This is a genomic window from Ningiella ruwaisensis (assembly GCF_004798935.1).
GTDB lineage: Bacteria > Pseudomonadota > Gammaproteobacteria > Enterobacterales > Alteromonadaceae > Glaciecola > Glaciecola ruwaisensis.
Genome location: NZ_RAHT01000007.1, coordinates 169,608 through 190,473, shown reverse-complemented (window position 1 = coordinate 190,473; position 20,866 = coordinate 169,608). Strand labels below are relative to the sequence as shown.

16 protein-coding genes are annotated in these 20,866 nt (G+C 43.7%); 9 read left to right on the top strand and 7 right to left on the bottom strand.

Annotated elements, in window-relative coordinates; all coding sequences use genetic code 11:
- The first annotated feature begins 206 nt into the window (after nt 1–206).
- From D6V41_RS14945 to D6V41_RS14935, 3 genes are all read left to right on the top strand, one after another.
- Nucleotides 207–668: an Lrp/AsnC family transcriptional regulator gene (locus tag D6V41_RS14945; RefSeq protein ID WP_136252338.1), complete on the top strand. Its 462-nt coding sequence runs from the start codon at nt 207–209 to the stop codon at nt 666–668.
- Nucleotides 669–880: 212 nt separating this feature from the next.
- The gene (locus D6V41_RS14940) at nt 881–2,098 is read left to right on the top strand and encodes an efflux RND transporter periplasmic adaptor subunit (protein ID WP_136252337.1); all 1,218 of its coding nucleotides are present in this window, start codon (nt 881–883) and stop codon (nt 2,096–2,098) included.
- Nucleotides 2,098–5,280: an efflux RND transporter permease subunit gene (locus tag D6V41_RS14935; protein ID WP_136252336.1), complete on the top strand. Its 3,183-nt coding sequence runs from the start codon at nt 2,098–2,100 to the stop codon at nt 5,278–5,280. The genes D6V41_RS14940 and D6V41_RS14935 overlap by 1 nt, the downstream gene beginning before the upstream one ends.
- Before the next feature lie 133 nt (nt 5,281–5,413).
- Here the strand turns inward: D6V41_RS14935 and D6V41_RS14930 are convergent, their stop codons facing one another.
- The 3 genes from D6V41_RS14930 to D6V41_RS14920 all read right to left on the bottom strand — a co-directional run bounded on the left by D6V41_RS14930 (nt 5,414) and on the right by D6V41_RS14920 (nt 9,910).
- A complete protein-coding gene (locus D6V41_RS14930; protein ID WP_136252335.1) occupies nt 5,414–6,322 on the bottom strand; it encodes a DMT family transporter in 909 nt (302 codons plus the stop codon).
- A gap of 128 nt (nt 6,323–6,450) precedes the next feature.
- On the bottom strand, nt 6,451–8,727 hold the full coding sequence (locus D6V41_RS14925; RefSeq protein WP_136252334.1) for a TonB-dependent receptor: 2,277 nt from the start codon (nt 8,725–8,727) through the stop codon (nt 6,451–6,453).
- A gap of 181 nt (nt 8,728–8,908) precedes the next feature.
- Entirely contained in the window at nt 8,909–9,910 is a 1,002-nt protein-coding gene (locus tag D6V41_RS14920) for a GlxA family transcriptional regulator (protein WP_136252333.1), read from the bottom strand.
- 199 nt (nt 9,911–10,109) lie between these two features.
- On the opposite strand from D6V41_RS14920, the gene D6V41_RS14915 reads away from it, so the two are divergent.
- From D6V41_RS14915 to D6V41_RS14900, 4 genes are all read left to right on the top strand, one after another.
- Nucleotides 10,110–11,945 (top strand): acyl-CoA dehydrogenase family protein, encoded by a 1,836-nt coding sequence (locus D6V41_RS14915; protein ID WP_136252332.1) that lies wholly within the window; start codon nt 10,110–10,112, stop codon nt 11,943–11,945.
- A gap of 58 nt (nt 11,946–12,003) precedes the next feature.
- Nucleotides 12,004–13,020 carry an NADP-dependent oxidoreductase gene (locus tag D6V41_RS14910; protein WP_136252331.1) on the top strand — a complete coding sequence of 339 codons (1,017 nt, stop codon included), beginning with the start codon at nt 12,004–12,006 and terminating at the stop codon, nt 13,018–13,020.
- Nucleotides 13,017–13,823: an SDR family NAD(P)-dependent oxidoreductase gene (locus tag D6V41_RS14905; RefSeq protein ID WP_241664558.1), complete on the top strand. Its 807-nt coding sequence runs from the start codon at nt 13,017–13,019 to the stop codon at nt 13,821–13,823. Before D6V41_RS14910 ends, D6V41_RS14905 begins: the two co-directional genes overlap by 4 nt.
- 85 nt (nt 13,824–13,908) lie before the next feature.
- Nucleotides 13,909–14,670 carry an SDR family oxidoreductase gene (locus D6V41_RS14900; protein WP_136252330.1) on the top strand — a complete coding sequence of 254 codons (762 nt, stop codon included), beginning with the start codon at nt 13,909–13,911 and terminating at the stop codon, nt 14,668–14,670.
- A 57-nt stretch (nt 14,671–14,727) separates the two neighbouring features.
- Here the strand turns inward: D6V41_RS14900 and D6V41_RS14895 are convergent, their stop codons facing one another.
- The 3 genes from D6V41_RS14895 to D6V41_RS14885 all read right to left on the bottom strand — a co-directional run bounded on the left by D6V41_RS14895 (nt 14,728) and on the right by D6V41_RS14885 (nt 17,847).
- Nucleotides 14,728–15,678 (bottom strand): sugar phosphate isomerase/epimerase family protein, encoded by a 951-nt coding sequence (locus D6V41_RS14895; RefSeq protein WP_136252329.1) that lies wholly within the window; start codon nt 15,676–15,678, stop codon nt 14,728–14,730.
- A 24-nt stretch (nt 15,679–15,702) separates the two neighbouring features.
- Nucleotides 15,703–16,902 carry an amino acid aminotransferase gene (locus D6V41_RS14890; RefSeq protein WP_136252328.1) on the bottom strand — a complete coding sequence of 400 codons (1,200 nt, stop codon included), beginning with the start codon at nt 16,900–16,902 and terminating at the stop codon, nt 15,703–15,705.
- A 165-nt stretch (nt 16,903–17,067) separates the two neighbouring features.
- Entirely contained in the window at nt 17,068–17,847 is a 780-nt protein-coding gene (locus D6V41_RS14885; RefSeq protein ID WP_136252327.1) for an NRDE family protein, read from the bottom strand.
- Between the two features lie 191 nt (nt 17,848–18,038).
- Here D6V41_RS14885 and D6V41_RS14880 point away from each other — a divergent pair, with 191 nt between their 5' ends.
- Both D6V41_RS14880 and D6V41_RS14875 read left to right on the top strand, forming a co-directional pair.
- Complete coding sequence (locus tag D6V41_RS14880; protein WP_136252379.1) at nt 18,039–19,271, top strand: cystathionine gamma-synthase family protein; 1,233 nt, start codon at nt 18,039–18,041, stop codon at nt 19,269–19,271.
- A gap of 109 nt (nt 19,272–19,380) precedes the next feature.
- Entirely contained in the window at nt 19,381–19,992 is a 612-nt protein-coding gene (locus tag D6V41_RS14875) for an FMN-dependent NADH-azoreductase (protein ID WP_136252326.1), read from the top strand.
- A gap of 128 nt (nt 19,993–20,120) precedes the next feature.
- Here D6V41_RS14875 and D6V41_RS14870 read toward each other — a convergent pair whose 3' ends face one another.
- Nucleotides 20,121–20,678 (bottom strand): glutathione peroxidase, encoded by a 558-nt coding sequence (locus D6V41_RS14870; RefSeq protein WP_136252325.1) that lies wholly within the window; start codon nt 20,676–20,678, stop codon nt 20,121–20,123.
- Nucleotides 20,679–20,866 lie beyond the last annotated feature (188 nt).

Sequence of the window (20,866 nt, the reverse complement as noted above, 5' to 3'; positions counted from 1 at the left end):
GCAGACTAACTCCTAAAAATGACGAGACGAATCACATTTGTGAAAATAGTGTTATTGATTAAACAGTCATATAGTATCGGCGATTTTTTAAAAACATTGTTGCAATATGTTTGTCATTTTTTCATTAAATTGAGAGTTCATTCTTAAAAAGTATGTTATTTATAAACAACGTTCTGTATTGTCGCAAAAACGTGAGTAGGACAACTATGCAATTGACTAAAAATGATATTGAAATGCTAACGCGGCTAGAGCGCTCGGCTCGGGTGTCATTTTCCGAATTAGCTGAAGAAGTAGGCTTATCAAAAACGCCTTGTTGGAATCGTGTAAAAATGTTTGAGCGTGAGGGCATTATTAATGGCTATCACACAGAGCTCAATGCACAGGCTTTAGGTATTGAAATTCGTGCCTTTGTGCATGTTGTCCTTAACTTTAATGAGTCAGAAGCCTTTGAAAAAGCAGTATCATCTCATCCTAATATTCTGCGTTGTGATGCGGTAACCGGAGATTTTGACTACTTGCTCGAAATAGCTGCAACTAACATGCAGCGTTTAGATGATTTGCTTCGTAAAGAGCTATCAAAATTACCCGGCATTGCACGTTTTAGTACTTCAATTTCAACGCGATCTGTAAAAACTTCAACCCAGTTGATGCCATTGGTGAAATATTGAAAAAGCCAGACCATTGCTTTGTTAGTTGTATCCTTCGGAGGGACTAAATGGTGTCAGTATCTGAGTTGATTGTCGATATATGGCATTCTGTTACATTTAGACACAAAATTGTTGCTCTTGTCGCAGAAGTTTACGATTAGAGACTAACCCAATTAATCGCTTGCCTTGTATACTATATCGTTAAAGCAAAAATATAATTCAAGGTAAGATTGATGGCAGGCGGTTTAAAAAAAGTAGGCGTTCCGATTTTTATTTTAGTCGGTGCAGTGGTTTTGGCGATAGTAATGGCAATGTCGCGCCCTGAACCTGAGAAAAAAGAAGTTGAAACTCCCAAATTCCTCGTCGATGCGGCTCCCATCGAATTTAACAACGTGGACTTTTTAGTTTATGCGCAAGGTCCTGTCCAACCTAAAAATCGCACTATGCTGAGTACACAGGTCAGTGGAAAAGTGGTATCTATCGCGGATAATTTTATTGAAGGTGGCTTTTTCAACAAAGGCGATGTTCTTGTCGAATTAGAAGCAGTTGATTATGAAACAGATTTACTCTTGGCAGAAGCTGAATTGGCAAGAGCTCAAGCCGCTCTTGAAGAAGAGATTGCGCGCGGCCGAGTGGCGGAAAAGGAATGGAGCTCTTTTAATTCGGGCGCTCCACCTGAATTAGGTTTGAGAAAGCCACAACTTGCGCGTGAACAGGCCAATTTAAAGGCCGCTCAGGCTAATTTTCAGCGCGCTAAGCGAAATCTGGAACGAACAAAAATTCGTGCTCCCTATGATGGTTTAGTTAAATCCCGAAATGTTGATCTTGGCCAGTTTATCCCATTGGGTGGACAAATTGGTGAGGTATTTGCGACTGATGTTGCTGAAGTTCGCCTGCCTTTAACTGATGATGATGTGGCTTTTATTGGCAACGTGCGCGAAGAGCAACCACGCGTGACCTTAAGTGCTGATGTGGCCGGCAAACGCCATTTTTGGGAAGGGCGCCTTGTTCGTGATGAGGCTGTTCTGGATGAAAATCGTCGCGTGATTTATGGTGTAGTTGAGGTTACAGACCCGTATCGATTGAACGATTCAACAGGCGCGAGCGCAGACTTCACCCCCCTTAAGTTTGGACGATTTGTTAGCGCTGAAATCAGTGGTGTGCAGATGAACGACATCGTAAAGCTTCCTCGTTTTGTTTTGAGACTCGATGGTACGGTGTTGACCGTTGATGAGAATTCTGAAATTCAGATAAATCAGGTGGATGTTGTTCGCACGGATGAGGATTTTGTCTACATTGGCGGTGGGCTTGAACGCAACCATGATGTTGTTCTGTCGGCTGTCTCAAACCCTTATGATGGAATGCCCGTTAGAACCCTGGATGAACCGCCGAGCGAATCCGATTCTTCGTCAGCAGTAAAAGCCCAAGTTAACGCTAATGAGGTCAACTAATGAGTGAGCACATAGATACTAAAAGCGGCATCATTGCATGGTTCGCCCGCAACTCTGTTGCGGCTAACCTGTTAATGGTATCTATTATTGTAGGCGGCATTTTTGGCATCATTCAAGTCCAAAAGAAAATCTTTCCTCAATTTATCATCAATAATGTAGTGGTACAGGTGCCTTATCTTGGCGCAGCACCCCAAGAAGTTGAAGAGGGCGTAATTCTTAAAATAGAGGAAGCGGTAAAGAACCTTGAGGGGATTAAAAAAATTACCTCCACTGCACGTGAAGGCTTAGGCTCGGTAAGCATTGAAGTTGAAGACGACTACGATGTACAAGACATGCTTGATGAAGTAAAAGTACAAGTTGATGCCATTCCCTCTTTCCCCGCAAATACTGAAAAGCCGGTTGTTTATCGGGTAAAAGTACCCCAAGACGTACTTTGGGTATCGGTTCATGGAAATGTAAGCGAGCGTGAGCTTAAAGAAATTACCAAGTCGATGCGCGATGAAATCGCGAATTTAAATGGGGTGTCTGATGTAAGCGTGTTTGGCGCGCGAGATTATGAAGTATCTGTTGAAATTTCTGAAAATGAACTTCAGGCTTATGATCTCACCTTCGATGAGGTGGTCAGAGCGATTCGTGCAACAAGTATAGATATTCCCGGTGGTTCGATTAAAAGCGAAAACGGTGACATTCTATTGCGCGCTAAAGGTCAGGCGTATACCGCTTGGGAATTTGCCAGTATTCCTCTGATAAACCAGGCTGACGGTACACGTTTATTGCTTGGCGACATCGCGTCAATCAACGACGGCTTTATCGAAGATAACCAGTACGCATTATTTGACGGCAAACCCGCCATGAGCATTCGGGTAAGAGCGGTGGGTGATCAGAATGCCCTCGAAATTTCCGAACGTGTAAATGAATATCTAGACAAAAAGCGGGGAGAGCTTCCTCAAAATGTGAGTGCAGATTCTTGGGGCGACAGCTCGTTTTATTTGGCTGATCGCTTGTCTATGATGCTTGAAAATATGTTTTTTGGTGCGCTGCTTGTTTTTTTGGTCTTGTCACTATTTTTGAAAATCAAACTCGCGTTCTGGGTCATAGTTGGCTTGCCGGTGTGTTTTTTAGGCACGCTAATGTTAATGCCCATGGAATATTTTGATATTTCCATTAATTTGCTGAGTTTGTTTGGGTTTATCTTGGTGCTGGGTATCGTTGTTGATGACGCTATTATTATGGGGGAATCGGCTTATAGCGAAATGGATAAACACGGTCACAGTGTGGATAACATTATTCGTGGAGTCAAACGCGTTGCGATGCCTGCGACTTTTGGGGTCCTGACAACTATTGCTGCATTTTCGCCTATGTTAATGGTGTCGGGAACTTTCGGTGTTATCTGGAAAACTATCGGGCTAGTGGTTATTTTATGCTTGGTATTTTCTTTGATTGAATCAAAGCTGATTTTGCCCGCGCATTTGGCGAATATGAAAGTAAAACCCTATGATCGTGCCACTGCAAACCGCTTTCAAAAAATGCGTGAACGCTTCAACGATAGACTCAAAGGCTTTATCAACAATAAATATGCACCATTTTTAATAAAGGCAATCAAATATCGATACACTACATTGGCAGCCTTTGTCGCTCTGTTGATCCTCACAATCGGCCTTTTTGCAAGCGGCCTTGTTCGCTTCGTCTTTTTCCCGGATATCCCGTCAGATTTTGTTATTGCCAGTGTTGAAATGGAAGCCGGTAGTTCCCTAAAGCAGCGTGACCAAGCGATTACCAACTTAATGAACGCTGCGATAGAAATGGATAACGAACTGGCTGAGGAAACAGGCGCAGGTGTGATCAAGCATTTTTTAGCATTTGATAACGGTCCTTTGGCAGGTCAGCTGTTTATTGAGCTAACAAAAGGTGAAACGCGTGAATTAACCGACAAACAGATTCAGGAAGTCTGGCGCAAAAAAGTTCCTGAAATGGCAGGCATTCGCACCTTATCAATCGGTGGCGCTGGCGGACCGGGCGGTGGCGCTGACTTCGCTTTTCAATTCAGTTCGAGCAATTTGCAACAGCTTCAAAATATTACCAAAGATTTACGGGCATATTTAGATGCTTATACCGGCATCAGCGAAGTGAACGACACTTTCAGTGGCGGCAGTGATGAAATTCAGTTAGAGGTAAAACCGCAGGCGGAGGCCCTGGGTATTTCCTTATCACAGCTTGCTCAACAAGTGCGCTATGGCTTTTTTGGCGCCGAAGCGCAACGTATCCAGCGCGGAGACGAAGAGGTTAAAGTGATGGTGCGCTATCCCCAAGATCAGCGTAACTCGATTGGTAATCTTGAGAATATGCGCGTGCGCGCACCCAACGGTGACGATATTCCCTTCAGACAGGTTGCCGATATTACGCTTGCTGAAGGATATTCAAGCATCATTCGTGTAGATGGCTCTCGCTCTATCACAATAAGCGGAACGGTTAACAAAGACTTAATTGATCCGGGCGAGGTAACAAACGATGTCCGTGAAAACGTGATCCCGGAATTACTTGAACGTTACCCCAGTGTTAACTTTGAACTTCAAGGGAATTCTCGCGAGCAGGGTGAAGCCATGGTCTCTTTGGCGCAAGGCTTTTTATTTGCACTTTTAGCCATATTTGCGTTAATGGCCATTCCGCTTAAATCCTATTCGCAGCCGCTGATCATCATGTCTGTTATTCCGTTTGGTATGGTGGGCGCGATTTTTGGTCATTTGTTACTAGGTAAAGCGGTGAGTGTTTTATCAATATGCGGCATCATTGCGCTTGCCGGCGTGGTGGTAAACGATTCGCTTATCATGGTAGATTTTGTAAACCGTGCAAGAAGAGAAGGGCGCTCGTTAATAGATGCGGCTGTAAGTGCTGGCACACAGCGTTTCAGAGCGATTGTGTTAACGTCGTTAACGACCTTCATGGGATTGCTGCCCATTGTGTTTGAACGAAGCTTACAGGCACAAATTGTTATCCCAATGGCTATCTCGCTTGCCTTTGGCATCTTGTTTGCGACTGTTATCACCTTGCTGCTAGTGCCGTCTTTATATATGATTTTGGACGATATCAAAACCGCTTTCAGAGGGAAGAAGGGGCAGAAAGAACAGAAAAATCCAGCAGATGCCTCAGAGTTGGACGAGCAGACTTACGCGGTTGATAAGTAGTGGTTTAAAGATAAATAATCAGCTAAGCATGTTTTAAAATGAGTAAAAATGCGCCAAACGAAAGGATGGCGCATTTTTTATGGTTTGATTTTACCTGTACCTGAGTACCTGACTACCGCGTTTGCTCGAGCAGTTACTGAGGCACTTGCTGAATTTTTAAAAGCCGATTTGCTTTGCCCATCGCAACCGCATTGCCAATAATGACAAAAATAACGCCTATCATCGAATAACTCGTCCACACGTAGCCCTCAAAAAAGGTTGAAATTGCTAACGCGACGATGGGGTACACCAGCACAACATACGCGGCGCGATCAGAGCCAATTTGTTTTAGTAGCTTCATGTAACTGCCGAAGGCAAGTACAGAACCGAATACGGCCAAATAGATTAAAGAATAAAAATACGAGGGTTCGGAAGGTAGAGCAAAACTGGCACCGCTTAAGAAGGCCACGAGCGTTGTGCAACTAACACCATAGGTCATGGTCCAAAAGTTCATAGGTATGACGTCAGTTTGTCTATCTAAAATACGTTCAGAGACAATGTTTCCCATGGCAGCAGAGAAGAATGAGGCGCCAGCAAAGACTAAACCTATGGAAATTCCCGCACTTAATGAAAGCTGCTCAAACTCAGGTGCAAAAATAAGCCCAATCCCTAACAAGCCAAGGGTTGCACCAATGACAACTTCCACTCGAATAGGCTTGCCTAAAAGGATGCGTCTTAATACAACGTTAAAATAAATAACGCTGGAGCTTAATACCGCGAGCAAGGCGCTTATCATGTGTTGCTCTGCAGCATATAAAAATGAGTAATCTAAACAGTATAGAAAGACGCCAGCGGCAAATAAATACTTGTGCTGTCTTTTTGGAATTTTTAGCGAAATACTGCGAATGACGCACCAAAGCGCGAGTAAAGCTGCCGCAATAGCAAACCGAAGAGCAACGGATACCATGAGCGCTGCTTCTCCGGTCTGAAAGGTAATGGCTATCCAGGTAGAGCCCCAAATGAGCACGCAAGCGCTGAATAAAAATACGTTTGAATTAAGCATAGATTCGAAAATGTATAAGTTAAACCCTAAGAATTAAAATCGAGAAAACTCTATATAAAGACAAAAACAAAAAAGACAAACAAAAAGGCCAGTAATAAAACTGGCCTTCTTTATAAAGCGTTTATCGCTTAATAGAAAGTAAATTTCGCTTCAATACCGACTATACGCGGATCATTAACAATCCCTGTCAGGTTATTGAAGTCAATAGCACCTTTCACGTTGTCTTCGTCTGTAATATTGCGAGCAAACATAGAGAAAGTATAGCCATGGCTAAAGTTTTGATAACCTACGCGCAGTCCACCTTCAAATTGATCATCAGTTGTGAATTCAATCGCATCATATAAAAACAGATTAGTGTCGCCCTGGAAGGCCCAATCCGTAAAGACAAAGATTTCACCGTCATCACCAAATGGGATAGCATATCGGGCAGTGAAGTTAAAAATCGTTTCAGGCGCTTGCGGGAAAGGATTTCCATCTACCAATGCTAAACCATCTACCAGAGGATCTAAAACAGTACAGTTCGCGCCGCAAGGAGCTACTAAAAGAGTATCGTCTTGTAACTCAGTGTCATTTAAACTAAAGCCAGCTGTAATCTCAAAGTTTTCCGTCACTAAATAGCGAGCATCAATCTCAAAACCGAAGGCACGACCTTTATCTGCGTTTAACAATGAGTTACCGTTATTTGCACCACCGATGGCTGACAATTGAATGTCATCAACCTCGTAGGCGAATAGGGCTGCGTTGATACGCAAAGTGTCATCGAGTAAATCCGCTTTTATTCCGCCTTCAATCGAATTGATAGTTTCTGCATCTGCCACTGAAGGATTTCCTTCAAAAGCAATATCGCGCCCTTGTATAGACTGCGCTCTGAAACCATTTGCAAACCGTGCGAAAAGTGACACATCATCGGTCAAACGATAATTGGCGCTTAATTCAAAGCTGGTTTGCCCATCATCAACATTGACAGGTTGATAATCCTGAATGCTTGCAGCTCCAATAACAAGCGCAAAGCCATTCACGTTTTGATCGCCCACCTCAAGTGATTTTTCATCGTCGGTGTAGCGAACGCCACCTGTAACGGTTAAACGTTCTGTTAACTCATAACTGGCTTGTCCAAAAACGGCCCAGGTTGTGTTGTCATGAAACACGGTAGTTGCGCCAAAAAATCCATCGGTACTGGTCACGCTAAAAGATGAGTCGAAATAAAATGCGCCCGCTTGCCATTGCAGCGCGTCGTTGGTGTTGCTGGTAAATCGGATTTCTTGTGTAACTTGCTCCAGGTCGTTTAAACTGTCGCGAGTAACTGCGTCAAATGGAATAAAGCCAGGGCGAGGATCGGGAGTAAAATCGGCTGCACTGCCAAATCCGCCATCGATATCCCCTAAACTGAAACCGTCTGCTTCTTCGTAAGCGGTAATAGAAGTGATTGTGACATCTCCAAGGTCGTAATCGACTTTAAACGAGCCACCAAATCCTTCATATTCCTGAGGGTTGTTATCAAACCCGTTACCTAAAAGATTGGCATCGTATATGACTTTGTCACGCGTGTAGTTCTCGTTCAGCTCATTGGAGCCACGAGTAAAAACGTTCGCGCGGAAAATGGATGCAGTGCCGGTTAAATCGCGACCGTGTAGTTGAGCTAAAATCGAAAGGTCACTGTTTGGGGTGTAAAGTAATTGTGCTCGCCATGCCTTTTCGTCAAACCCGCCTATTGCATCGCCTTCTGGAGACGCAATATTATCAATCCAGTCGTCTCGCTCTTGAGAAAGCACCGAAATACGACCAGAAAGCCCATCGCCTAAACCACCGCCTATCGCACCTTCAATATTGGTGGTATTAAAGCTGCCATAGCTGGCTTTAACATAGGCATCAAAGTCCTCACTGGGTTTTACTGTATCGAACTTAATGATACCTGCAGTCGTATTTCGACCAAAAAGCGTACCTTGCGGACCACGGATAACTTCTACTTGCTGAATATCGAATAAAGGAAAGCTTTTAAGAACCACATTTTCCATTACCACATCATCCATAATGATGGAAACCGGTTGGGATGCAGCCAAGTCAAAATCGGTGTTACCTAAACCACGGATATAAAAACGTGGAGCTACACGACCGTTTGAAGATTCTGCGTAAACGCCCGGTACCCGAACGGCAAATTCCAATATATCGCCAGCACCTGAAAATAGATTTTCAAATTCGTCACCACTTAAGGTCGCGATTGAAATTGGCACCTCTTGAATACTTTGGGTGCGTCTTTGTGCAGTTACCTCAATAACTTCAAGGCCTTTCTGCTCTTGAGTTGCAGCGCTATCATCAGTTCGCGCTAGAGAGTGTGACGTAAATAGTGGGGCCAAAACAGCCAATGATATCGCTGAGGCCAAACGGGTTTGCTTAAAGCTTTTCATGTGTTAGATCCGAAAGTGTGAGAGTTAAAAGGGCTTTGATTTTAAGCGTTGTGTGCTGTGCTGTGTGCTTGATAAAACGCAATATTGTTACGCCAATGACAGAACAATTGCATTTTTGTGCCCAGTCCATTTCGGACGAAGAGTATACGTTATCTTGTTGCTAAAATCTTCAAAAAAACGATTAAATATCAAATTCACGATGAAACTTCGCACGATATTGAGACGGGGTCAAACCGGTCAGGTTTTTGAACAATTTGGCAAAAGAGGTGATATCTTCATATCCTATTTCGCTAGCTATCGATTGCGTGTTAGTGAAGCCTGATTCAAGTAATCGCTTTGCTTGTTCCACCCTGACAGATTGTATGTACTCGATTGGCCGCATATTGACGTATTTTTGGAAATGACGATTTAGCGTACGAGGCGTTATATTTGCCAGCGCCGCTAAATCATTAATTGTTAAGCGCTTAGCAAAATTGTCCTCGATATATTCCTGTACTTTTATGATGTGCGCCTGATTATGTTGTTTAAGGGGACGCAAATTTGTATAGGCGCTCTGATTGTGGCGATGTGTATCAATGACATGTGCCTTCGCTACCTGATTGGCGATATCTCGGCCGCAATAACGTTCAATGAGCATTAAGCACAAGTGATGGAAAGCTAAGCCTCCGCCAGCGCAGTATATTCGCTCGTCTTGCGTAACAAGCTTGTCTATTGCCAGCTTAACCTTAGGGAACATTTCTCTTAACTGTGTTTCATACCCCCAATGTGTGGTTGCCGTCTTATTCTCAAGCAAACCTGCTTTTGCAAGTAAAAACGCGCCTGAGCAATTGCTGGCAACGTCACAATCGTAATTTGCCAGTCGTTTGAGATGTGTACAAAGCTGTTCGTTTTCGTTTAATACTTTTTCAATCGATGCGCCAACAGTTGGTATCAGTAAAATATCGGTTTCGTTTAAGCTTGCAATATCGCAATGGGCTTGAAGAGTGAGTTTGTTAGTGCACTCGAAAGGCAGGCCGTGCATGCTCGCAATTTGCACTTTAAACCGCTGTTGGACACGTTGTTGGTTAAGTCTTTGCCAGCTAACGCCAGCAAATGAAAAAATGTCTAGTGCGCCAGTGATTGCTGAAGCAAGTGCGCCATTAAATCCAACAATGGTAACGATGTAGGGTTTAAAGTAAGGCACCGAAGCACACTCCTGTAAAAGTTAACGCGCTAATTGAGATAGATTGATAAACATAAATTTAGCGCAAATATTCACACGGCTAATATGTGTCACTTATGACCATAATAATGTCATAAACGACACTCAAAGCAAGCTTCGTAGTTCGTTAATATGGTGTTAATAAACAATTTGACCCCACTGACCTTGAATTGAGGTAAAGATGGCTAGTGATACACTAATTCACGATATGGAGTTGCCCTTTCAACTTTATGAAGTGCTCAATACGCAAGCTTTATGTGAGCACGCACGATTTAATGAGCACAGCAGAGAAACCTTTGACGCAGTATTAGAAACGGCAAATAAAATTGCAACTGACTTATTCTTGCCGCACAACCATATCGCTGACAAAAATGAACCGACGTTTGACGGTAAAACGGTCAGCATGATTGATGAGGTGAAAGTCGCTTTTGATGCCTTCAGAGAAGCCGGTTTTATTGCGGGACGCTATAACTTTGAAGACGGTGGCATGCAGTTGCCTGAAACCGTAATGACGGCGGTATCAGGCTATTTTATGGCAGCAAATCCCTCCACTACGGCTTATCCATTTCTCACAGCTGCTGCGATTAATGTGATTAATCATTTTGCCAGCGACACGCTCAAAGCGCAATTTATGCCGCGAATGCTTACAGGCGAATTTACTGGCACCATGGCTTTAACAGAGCCTCATGCCGGAAGTTCATTGGCAGACATCAAAACCACGGCTGTAAAACAAGCAGATGGTAGCTACAGACTCAAAGGCTCAAAAATATATATTTCGGGCGGAGAGCACGAATTATCTGAAAATATTGTCCACTTGGTGCTGGCGAAAGTGCCGGGTGGACCTGCAGGCGTGAAAGGCATCTCCCTGTTTGTAGTGCCCAAATATCGTTTAAATGAAAACGGAGAAATTGACCAGCGAAATGACGTACAACTTGCAGGTTTGCTGCACAAACTGGGCTATCGCGGTACCACCTCTACCGCACTAACCTTTGGTGAGAACGACGATTGTCACGGATATTTGGTGGGTGAAGAGCATTTTGGCTTGCGCTACATGTTTATGATGATGAACGAAGCGCGTATAGGCGTTGGATTTGGGGCCGCAATGATTGGCTACCGAGGATTTCAATATTCTCTGGATTACGCAAAAGACCGCACTCAGGGTCGGGTACCTCCACACAATAAGCCAGAAGATCCAGCCGCTCCGATTATTCATCACGGTGACGTAAAACGCATGTTGCTGGCTCAAAAAGCTTACTCTGAAGGCGGAATGGCACTTTGTTTATATGGTTCAAACCTGATTGATCGTATTAATACCTGTCAGTCGCTGGACGAAAAAGAAGGCTTACAGGAAATGCTGGACCTTCTTACGCCTGTGCTTAAAGCATGGCCTTCTGAATATGGACCTAAAGCGAATGATTTGGGGATTCAGGTACTAGGCGGTTCGGGCTATACACGGGAATACTTTGCTGAGCAATTTTGGCGTGATAATCGGCTTAATCCAATTCACGAAGGGACCAATGGCATTCAGGCGCTAGATCTCACCTTCAGAAAGCTTTGGCAGAAAAATGGCTTGGGTTTAAAAGTATTACAAGCCGAAATTCAAAAAGACCTTTCGACTATCTCAACACCCGAAACTGCTAAAATGGCAAAAAAGCTGGGGACTTACTTAAAAAAACTGCATGCAATCCTCATGCATATTGCTGAGTGTTTACAAAGCGAAAAACAGCTCGGTTTAAGTGCGAATGCCCAGGCCATGATGAATGTATTTGCAATCATTGTAGTGAGTTGGATATGGCTGAGGCAGGCAAACGTCGCCGAGCAAAAGCTTGCGCAAATTCATTCAGCGCAAGGCAATAAAGATGGCGAACAAAGCGACACCGCTGCCGATTTTTACAAGGGTAAAGTACAGGCAGCGAAATATTTCTTTGCATGGGAGCTACCCGCTATTGAGCGCGACCTACAGATATTGGAAAGCGACGATGACACCTGCGCGACTATGCAGCCCGACTGGTTCTAACTGGCAATATAATTATTTAATAGCAGTTACCTATAACGATTAACGTTTGGAGATGCACATGACAACAGCAATAAATAAACAATGGAAACTAAAATCAAGACCGATTGGAGAGCCGACACGCGAAAACTGGGATTTTACAGAATCTGAAATACCGTCTGTGCAAAAAGGACAAATGCTTGTTAAAGTCCTCTATGTTTCACTGGATCCGGCAATGCGCGGTTGGTTAAACGACGCCAAATCCTACATTGAGCCAGTACAGATTGGTGATGTGATGAGAGCCGGTACCGTCGCACAGGTAATCGATTCGAAGCTTGACGGTTTCAGCAAAGGCGACTTTGTGGTGGGTTATAGCGGCGTGCAACAATATGCGTTAAGTGACGGAAAAGGTGTGCACAAAGTTGACCCTAATTTAGCGCCGCTCTCTTACTTTTTAGGTGTATTAGGTATGCCAGGTATGACAGGCTATTTTGGTTTACTCAAATCGGGTGAGCCGAAAGAAGGCGAAACGGTAGTGGTTTCTGGTGCTGCTGGCGCGGTTGGTGGTCTGGTTGGTCAAATTGCCAAAATTAAAGGATGCCGTGTAGTGGGGATTGCTGGCGGTAAAGAAAAATGTCAGTTCCTGATTGACGAGCTAGGCTTTGACGCGGCGATTGATTACAAAAATGAAAACGTAAAAAAAGCGCTTAAAGAAACCTGTCCGAAAGGCGTTGATGTGTTTTTTGATAACGTTGGTGGCGAGATATTAGATGATGTACTTACGCGGATCAATTTCAAAGCTCGCATCGTGATTTGCGGCGCGATAAGCCAATATAACAATACGACGCCAGTAAAAGGACCTTCTAACTATCTGTCGCTTTTAGTCAACAGAGCAAGAATGGAAGGCATTGTTGTATTTGACAATGTTAAAGAATATCCCATTGCCATGAAAGAAATTGGTGGCTGGATCCAGGCGGGAAAAATGAAAGTGAAAGAGCATATTGTTGAAGATATCGAGACCTTTCCAGAAACGCTGATGATGCTGTTTAAAGGTGAGAACTTTGGCAAGCTTATTTTGAAGGTGGGAGAGGCTGAATGAGCGAGCTGGATGGGATGAGTTCACTAGCAAACCTTTTGAGTAAGCCCGCTGCAGACGTGAGCGGTAAACGCGTGCTAATTACCGGTGGTGCTTCGGGGATTGGAGCGGCTTCTGCTCTGGTGTTAGCCAAGCGGGGAGCAAAAGTTCTTATTGCAGACTTGGCACAGGATAAGGGGCAAAAGATGCTTGAAATAGCATCTGAACAAAAGCTCACTTTGCATTTTTGTCGGGTTGATGTGGCTGATTTGGCGTCAGTTAAGCAACTCTTTGCAGAAGCCATGCAAGTTTTAGGTGGTTTAGATGTGGTGATTAACAATGCCGGAATCGACCATAAACCGGCACCTTTGCACGAATTAAGTGATGAAGATTTTGATCGCAACATCGCTGTTAATTTAAAAGGTGTCTGGCACTGCATGCGCGCGGCGATTGCCTGTATGGCACAAAGCGGTGGGCATGTTATCAATGTAGCTTCTGTAGCCGGCCTTCGTTCGTCTCCCATGATTTCTGCGTACAGCGCAGCAAAGCATGGTGTAATGGGCTTAACAAAATCAGCCGCAGTGGAATATGCCCGTATTGGCTTACGTTTTAATGCGGTCTGCCCTAGTTTTATTGACACGCCAATGGTGCAAAATACTCTTGCGCAGATGGATGAGCGGGGGCAAAAGGCCATTATTAAAGCATCGCCACTTAAACGCTTGGGCAAAGTTGAAGAAGTAGCAGGGGCCATTGCTTGGCTTTGCTCTGATGAATCAAGTTTTATGAACGGCCATGCCTTCACCATTGACGGGGGCATGCTAGCTTGAGCTAGCGCATAGCAATGCACAAAGCAAAGCACAAAGATGAGCACAAAACATGACATGAAACCTTTCAAAAAATATGGGACAAATCATGAAAGACTTATTTGATTTAAGCGGTAAGATTGCTGTTGTTACTGGCGCCAGTCGAGGTATTGGCGAATCTATTGCGAGACTCCTTGCGCACAAAGGTGCACACGTTATAGTTTCTAGCCGAAAAATAGAAGGATGTGAAGCTGTTGCACAAAGTATAAGAGATAGTGGCGGGAAGGCATCTGCTTTCGCCTGCCATGTGGGTGAAATGCAGCAAATTTCTGCTCTGTTTGAACACATCAAATCAGAGTTTGGGCGCATTGATATACTGGTTAATAATGCGGCTGCCAATCCTTACTTTGGGCATATTCTTGATACGGATTTAGCCGCCTATGCAAAAACAGTGGATGTGAATATTCGAGGCTATTTTTTCATGTCTGCTGAAGCGGGTAAAATGATGCGCGATCAAGGGGCAGGGGTAATACTTAACACCGCGTCAGTAAACGGCATTCGCCCGGGAGATATGCAGGGCATTTACAGTATTACGAAAGCCGCTGTTATTAGCATGACCAAAGCATTCGCAAAGGAATGTGGTAAGCACAATATTCGAGTTAACGCCTTATTACCGGGACTTACCGATACCAAGTTTGCCTCTGCGCTTACTACCAACGATGCGATTTTAAAATCCGCCTTAACCCAAATCCCACTAGGGCGAGTAGCAGATCCTGACGAGATGGCAGGCACAGTGCTGTATCTGGTATCAGATGCGTCAAGCTACACCACCGGAGCCTGTGTTGTAGTAGATGGTGGTATGTTGGCTTAATAAAAAAAGTGGCGAAGCGCCCCTCGCGTTTTGCCGATGATATTTAAACGTTGACGCTTAAAACCCGAGTGTATTGCGAATATGCGCTCGGCTCATTTTGAGGCTTTCCTTGATGGGGCGAGTAGGCGTAAATCCGTCTTCGTGAGCCAACTCAATTATGGCATCACCTTTAAAATTAATTGCATCAAGCGTGTGACCTAATTTGGTAAAGTCAGTATCGCCCTCACCAATAGATTCTGCCCATGCACCTGAGGCATGCTGGTCGCGTAAATGCAAAAAGACTATATTGTCCTGATACTGCTTTAAAAATGCATTAGGCTCTACACCCGCGCGAACAAGCCAATTGATATCAGGGCCTAAAGGTATATCCGGAATGCGTTTGAGAGTATTTTTAAGATCAAAGAGTTGCTTTTCTACTTCGTAAGTATGGTTGTGAAGGTTTAAAACTACACCATGTTCTAACGCAAGCGCTTGCGTTCGCTGAATCAAATCTGCCTGTGCATCAAACTCTTGTTCAGTTTTATCTCGATTTTGCGGTTTACCAACGGATACACCGATAGTACGTGCACTAAGCACCTGCATATTGGTGAGTATGTTTGCTAAATCGTCATAAATCCTGTTTGATTCGGCTTTATCCCAAAAATTTGCGCCGTATGAAGTGCCAATTAATGGCAAACGATGCGCCTCAATTAATTCTGCAATTTCTCTTGTTTTGTCCTGTCTGCGAAGCGGTTGTTCCATCAATTCTATGCCATCCAGACCAGCGTATTTCACGTCTGCCCATATGTCGCTTAAAATGCCATACACATCATAGTCAGGCTGATGTTTGGCATACACCCAAACATGCATACCGACATTGATTTTGCGCGCACTTTTTTCATCCGCTTTGCTTTTAGTACCTGTATCAAGCGCAATGGACAGTCGACTTGCAGATAACAAACCTGCGCAAGTCGCTGCCGAAAGTGAAGCGTGTAAAAACCGACGTCTGTCCATGAGTTGTTTGTCCAAAAAATTTCTTATAAGGTACTTACCTTACGATGCCTTGAGCGTATCGGCAATAGCTTTAGCTAACACTTCAACGTTGGATTGGCTAATACCTGCAATATTTACGCGACTTGAGTCAACAAAGTAAACGCTGTGCTCTTTTCGCAAATGTTGCACTTGCTCTGGTGTAATACATAAAAAGGAAAACATCCCTTTTTGTTGATTTACAAAGCTAAAGTCTTTATCTACGCCTTGCTTGTTTAAGTTATCAACCAATAACTGACGTAAGGTAATCATGCGTTCGCGCATTTGAGCGACTTCATCCTGCCAGGTTTGTGTCAGAGATGAATCTGCCAAAATAATATCAACTAAAGCGCCACCATAAGAAGGAGGCATTGAGTATATGCCTCTGGCAACAGACTGAATTTGAGATTGTGCAATGCTGGCTGTTTTTGCATCTTTTGTCATGATCGCCGCTAATCCAACGCGCTCGCGATATAAACCAAAGTTTTTACTGCACGATGCTGCCACTATCATTTCATCAACACTTTGCGCCAGTAAACGCAAACCGTAGGCATCCTCTTCAAGGCTGTCACCAAAACCCTGATAGGCGACATCAACAAAGGGCAAAAATCCGTTCGTGGCGGCAAGCTTGGCTACTGCCTGCCATTGTTCGCGGCTTAAGTCGGCGCCAGTAGGATTGTGGCAACAGCCATGTAATAAAACGACATCACCTTTTTTGACGTCTTTCAGGCAGTCCATCATTTCATCAAATTTGATGCTGGCACTCGCCTTGTCAAAATATGGGTAGGTTTTAAGCGTTAATCCTGCATCGCCTAACAGAGGAATATGGTTAGCCCAAGTAGGGTCGCTCACCCAGACAACGGTGTTCTCGTTGCAGCGCATAAGCAGTTCTGCCAGTATTCTTAGTGCACCGCAACCGCCTGGCGCCTGCACGGCAGCAAGGCGCTTATCACTTAGCGCAGCGCTTTGCTTGCCAAAAAGCAAAGTCAACATGCTGTCGATGTAGCCTTGATGGCCTTGAGGGGTGATATAAACTTTTGAAGTTTCACGTTCCTGTAAAACGCTTTGAGCTTGACTCACTGCTCGCAGAATTGGAGTGTTTCCGTTTTCATCCTTATAAACACCCACGCCTAAATCAATTTTATGGGGGTTGTTATCTTGCTTGTAAGCTGCTGATAAACCGAGGATAGGGTCTGGCGCAAGGGCGGGTAGGGATTCAAACACGTGCTAATTCCTTAATTGTGAGTTACTTGTATCTTTTGAGTGTTAGCAAAGCATACGCTTTAAAGCGCCACATTATGCACGATTTGCGCATAATTTCGAGCGAAATCGCTGTATTACTGTGCTCGTCTGACCTTGCGTGCCATTTTTGTATCTTTTTTCTTTTTGCTACAAATCAGGCGCGTCTAATTTAAACAAATATGTCTGCTGATCAGTAAGTTGGGCGCTTGAATTAAAACTACGCTCCTGCCAAAACACCTGTCGGTATCGGTCTAGCAGCAATACAGTACTCGAGCGAGTGCCATAATCCGGAGATTCAATAAAGATGGACGATAATTTGCGTTCCCACTCAAGGGGAACACCCGTTTGCGGTAATACTTCATCTTGAGCTTTAGTGTTGTTACTCAAGAGCTTAAACAAATGCTCTACATTGAATACGTCGGTTTGCTGGCAGTACTTGGCCAGTTCACTGCGACCTAAATCCAGTTTTGGCCATGGCGCATTCAGATTAGCGTTGGATAAACCATATATTCCCTTGGTTAAAGAATAAATACTGTCTTCAAAATTGTTGTATACCTGTAAGTGCTCAAGTTCTCCGAACAATAGGTTGTAGCCGTTATACTGTGTTGCACTTTGCGAAAGGACTTTATGATAGTCGCTGGCGCTCATATCGTCGATTAAGTAATTCATGACCAATTCACCACGACTGATCGCTTGTTCGCGCTCTTTACCCGAGGAACGGATGTTAGTTAACGCGGCAAGTTTACCGGCGCGCGACACGCCCATCCATGAACCACCTGCCTGCAAGTCTTTCCCTGCCAAAACCTGCGGATACTGTTCCCAAAAGCCTGATGGCTGAGTGGGGCGTGCATGAAACTCATCACGATTCGCTGCAACAATTAATGGATAATCAGGGTGCTGGTCAACAGCGATAAATAAAATACACATGAAATAATATGAACAATCACAACTATTTAATAACAAAGCTGGCTATACAATAGAGAGTAGTTTCGCTAACATCAATTCAAATTTATGAATAGCTTAGTCATTTTAAGTACCTAAACGTGAAAAAAGACACCTGTAAACCCGCTTCGTTTTCTGCAAGTTCTGCAAGCGAAAAACGCCAACCCTTAGAAAGTTTGTTGAGCAATACGCAATTAGTACATGCAGACCGGCTTTTAAATCAGCCTCAGTTTGGTGCGGTCCACGAGTCAACGAATAACTCGGTATTGTTTGAGTTTGCAGATGTGGCCGATTTAGAGGCAGTATTTCAGGGTAAACAGGCAGGGCATGTTTATTCGCGCAGTTCATCAGGCTCGGCAGTTGCGCTACAGAATATGTTAAACGCGCTAGAAGGTGGTGTGGGTTCAGTTACCTTTGCAACCGGCATGGCGGCTATAAGTGCATTAATGTTTTCATTGCTTAAAGCCGGTGATCATATTGTGGTGAGCCGTTACTTATTCGGCAATACGCGCAGTTTTATGCAAACGCTTCAGAATTTTGCCATTGATGTTAGTTTTGTTGACGTTACAGATGTTAAGGCAGTTGAAACATCACTAAAACCTGAAACGAAGCTTGTGTTTTGCGAGTCTATTGCAAATCCGGTGACGCAGGTCAGTGATTTGGAACATATCGCATCACTTTGCCATAGCCGGTCAATTTTGTTTGTCATTGACAACACCATGACTCCAGCACCTATGTTAGATGCAAAAGCGCTTGGCGCATCAATGGTCATGACCTCATTAACAAAATACATTGCAGGACATGGAAGTGTGCTTGGCGGTGCGCTGACAGATTTAGGCAATTTTAATTGGGCTGCCTTTGCCAACATTGATGATAAGTATAAAGTTCAAGATACGCGTCAGTGGGGCTTGACGCAAATTCGTAAGCGAGGCTTACGAGACATGGGCGCAACGCTTGCCCCTGCAGCGTGTCATCAAATAGCGATTGGCATGGAAACGCTAAATATGCGCTTAAAACAAACCTGTGATAATGCGCTTATTGTTGCTCGACACTTGTTATCTCTCCCGCAGGTAAAAAAAGTTTATTATCCGGGCCTTGCCGAACATCCGCAGCATGCGCGTGCAAAACACCTGTTCAATCATCAGTTTGGCGGCATTCTGAGTTTTGAATTGCATGAAACTCTTGATATGCGCGACTTTTTAAATGCTTTGAAGCTGATTATAAGCGCAACACATTTAGGTGATACTCGAACCTTGGCCTTACCAGTTGCAACTACTATCTTTCATGAAAATGGAGCCAGTCAGCGCGCTGCAATGGGGATTGGGGATAAGCTTATCCGTATGAGTATTGGTATTGAGGCTTTTGAAGATATTGTTAAAGATATTGACCAAGCGCTGGCTTCTTTATAAAACCTTTCTATTTAATAGAACCAATCAACAAAGTTATTGCAATATTTTTCGTTATTCTTGAAGTGTAAGCTTTGTCTAGTTTGATGAGAGATACCCTTTGGAGAAAAAAATGAAGCATGTTTTGGTAATTAAAAGCAGTTTACAAGGTGAACACGGTAATAGCAGTATTGCCGCTGAACGATACATTCAGGCAAATTACGCGGATAGCGATGTGACTATAGCAAGGCTCGACTTAAGCGCGATTGATTTGCCGCATTTGACCGCTCAGGAAATGCAGGCTTGGTCAACGCCTGAATCAGAACGAAATAAGGAACAAAAAGCGCTTGCAGCTCGTTCTGAATCATTTATCGACGACTTGAATAAAGCAGACGATATTGTGTTTGCTGTTCCGATGTATAACTTTGCGATCCCTTCCACTTTGAAAGCCTACTTTGATCGCATTGCCCGTGCGGGGATCACCTTTAAATATACTGAAAACGGACCTGAAGGCCTAATAAAGCATAAAAACGTGACCGTACTTGCAGCCAGAGGCGGAATGTATCAAGGCACGCCACTCGATACGCAGAGTGAATATGTTAAAAATTTCCTGGCATTTTTAGGAATGAGCGAAGTAAAATTCCATTACATTGAAGGACTTGCGATGGGTGAAGAGGCAGCGAGTAATGCGTGGCAAAAATTTTCTTCACAAATTAGTGAACCAAATACAGCACTTGAACACTAATAATATGACTACTGATTGGTAGTTCCTACCAGTTATTAGTGTGTTCCTAGTTGAGTGTGTTGATAGCCCCGCGTTTGCGGGGCTTTTTTTATGGTGCTTTTGGAATTTAATGTTTATTAACGTCGTTGTCACTCAGAAGCACTGTCGGGCGCTATTGCCTGAGTAACATCTTTTAAAAAGTCCTCATCATCGGGTTTTACACGAGAACCATAATGCGCAAGAATTTTTCCATTTTTGTCCATCAGGTATTTATTAAAATTCCATTTAGGTGATTTGCCGGTTTCTTCTGCAAGTTTAGCGTAGAGCGGATCAGCGTTATCACCACGTACTGAAATAGGCTCAAACATTGGGAAATTCACGCCGTAGGTAAGTTCACATACCTCAGCTGTTTTACTTTCGTCTGCATATTCCTGCGCAAAGTCATTAGACGGAAAACCCAGAACGACGAATCCATCGTCTTTAAAATTTGTGTATAAGGCTTCCAATCCTTCAAACTGCGGAGTGAATCCACATTTGCTGGCGGTATTGACAAATAAAACCGCTTTGCCGCTATACGCTTCGCATAGATTGACAACTTCTTGTGAGTTTAATTTACGTTTCATGTGCTTAAGTACATCTGGGCACTCGTTTGCGCTTGCGCTTGCACAAGCAAGTAATAGGGCCGCGGCTGTAATTATCTTTTTCATGTTGGTCTCTTTTTAACTGATGGTTAATCACAAACAGTGTAAGCGTGTGAAAATGATTATAGGTACAAACTTAGCACCCTTTAGTAATGAAAACGATTTTATTTAGATCAGTTGATACGCTTCACGAGTAAAAGAAGCCTCAATACACATAAAAGTGCACATAAAAACAGTAAAAATTTCAGATCCGA

Coding starts and splice junctions, on each gene's coding strand:
- D6V41_RS14945 (WP_136252338.1), top strand. CDS start 207: ATGCAATTGACTAAAAATGATATTGAAATGCTAACGCGGCTAGAGCGC.
- D6V41_RS14940 (WP_136252337.1), top strand. CDS start 881: ATGGCAGGCGGTTTAAAAAAAGTAGGCGTTCCGATTTTTATTTTAGTC.
- D6V41_RS14935 (WP_136252336.1), top strand. CDS start 2,098: ATGAGTGAGCACATAGATACTAAAAGCGGCATCATTGCATGGTTCGCC.
- D6V41_RS14930 (WP_136252335.1), bottom strand. CDS start 6,322: ATGCTTAATTCAAACGTATTTTTATTCAGCGCTTGCGTGCTCATTTGG.
- D6V41_RS14925 (WP_136252334.1), bottom strand. CDS start 8,727: ATGAAAAGCTTTAAGCAAACCCGTTTGGCCTCAGCGATATCATTGGCT.
- D6V41_RS14915 (WP_136252332.1), top strand. CDS start 10,110: ATGGCTAGTGATACACTAATTCACGATATGGAGTTGCCCTTTCAACTT.
- D6V41_RS14910 (WP_136252331.1), top strand. CDS start 12,004: ATGACAACAGCAATAAATAAACAATGGAAACTAAAATCAAGACCGATT.
- D6V41_RS14905 (WP_241664558.1), top strand. CDS start 13,017: ATGAGCGAGCTGGATGGGATGAGTTCACTAGCAAACCTTTTGAGTAAG.
- D6V41_RS14900 (WP_136252330.1), top strand. CDS start 13,909: ATGAAAGACTTATTTGATTTAAGCGGTAAGATTGCTGTTGTTACTGGC.
- D6V41_RS14885 (WP_136252327.1), bottom strand. CDS start 17,847: ATGTGTATTTTATTTATCGCTGTTGACCAGCACCCTGATTATCCATTA.
- D6V41_RS14875 (WP_136252326.1), top strand. CDS start 19,381: ATGAAGCATGTTTTGGTAATTAAAAGCAGTTTACAAGGTGAACACGGT.
- D6V41_RS14870 (WP_136252325.1), bottom strand. CDS start 20,678: ATGAAAAAGATAATTACAGCCGCGGCCCTATTACTTGCTTGTGCAAGC.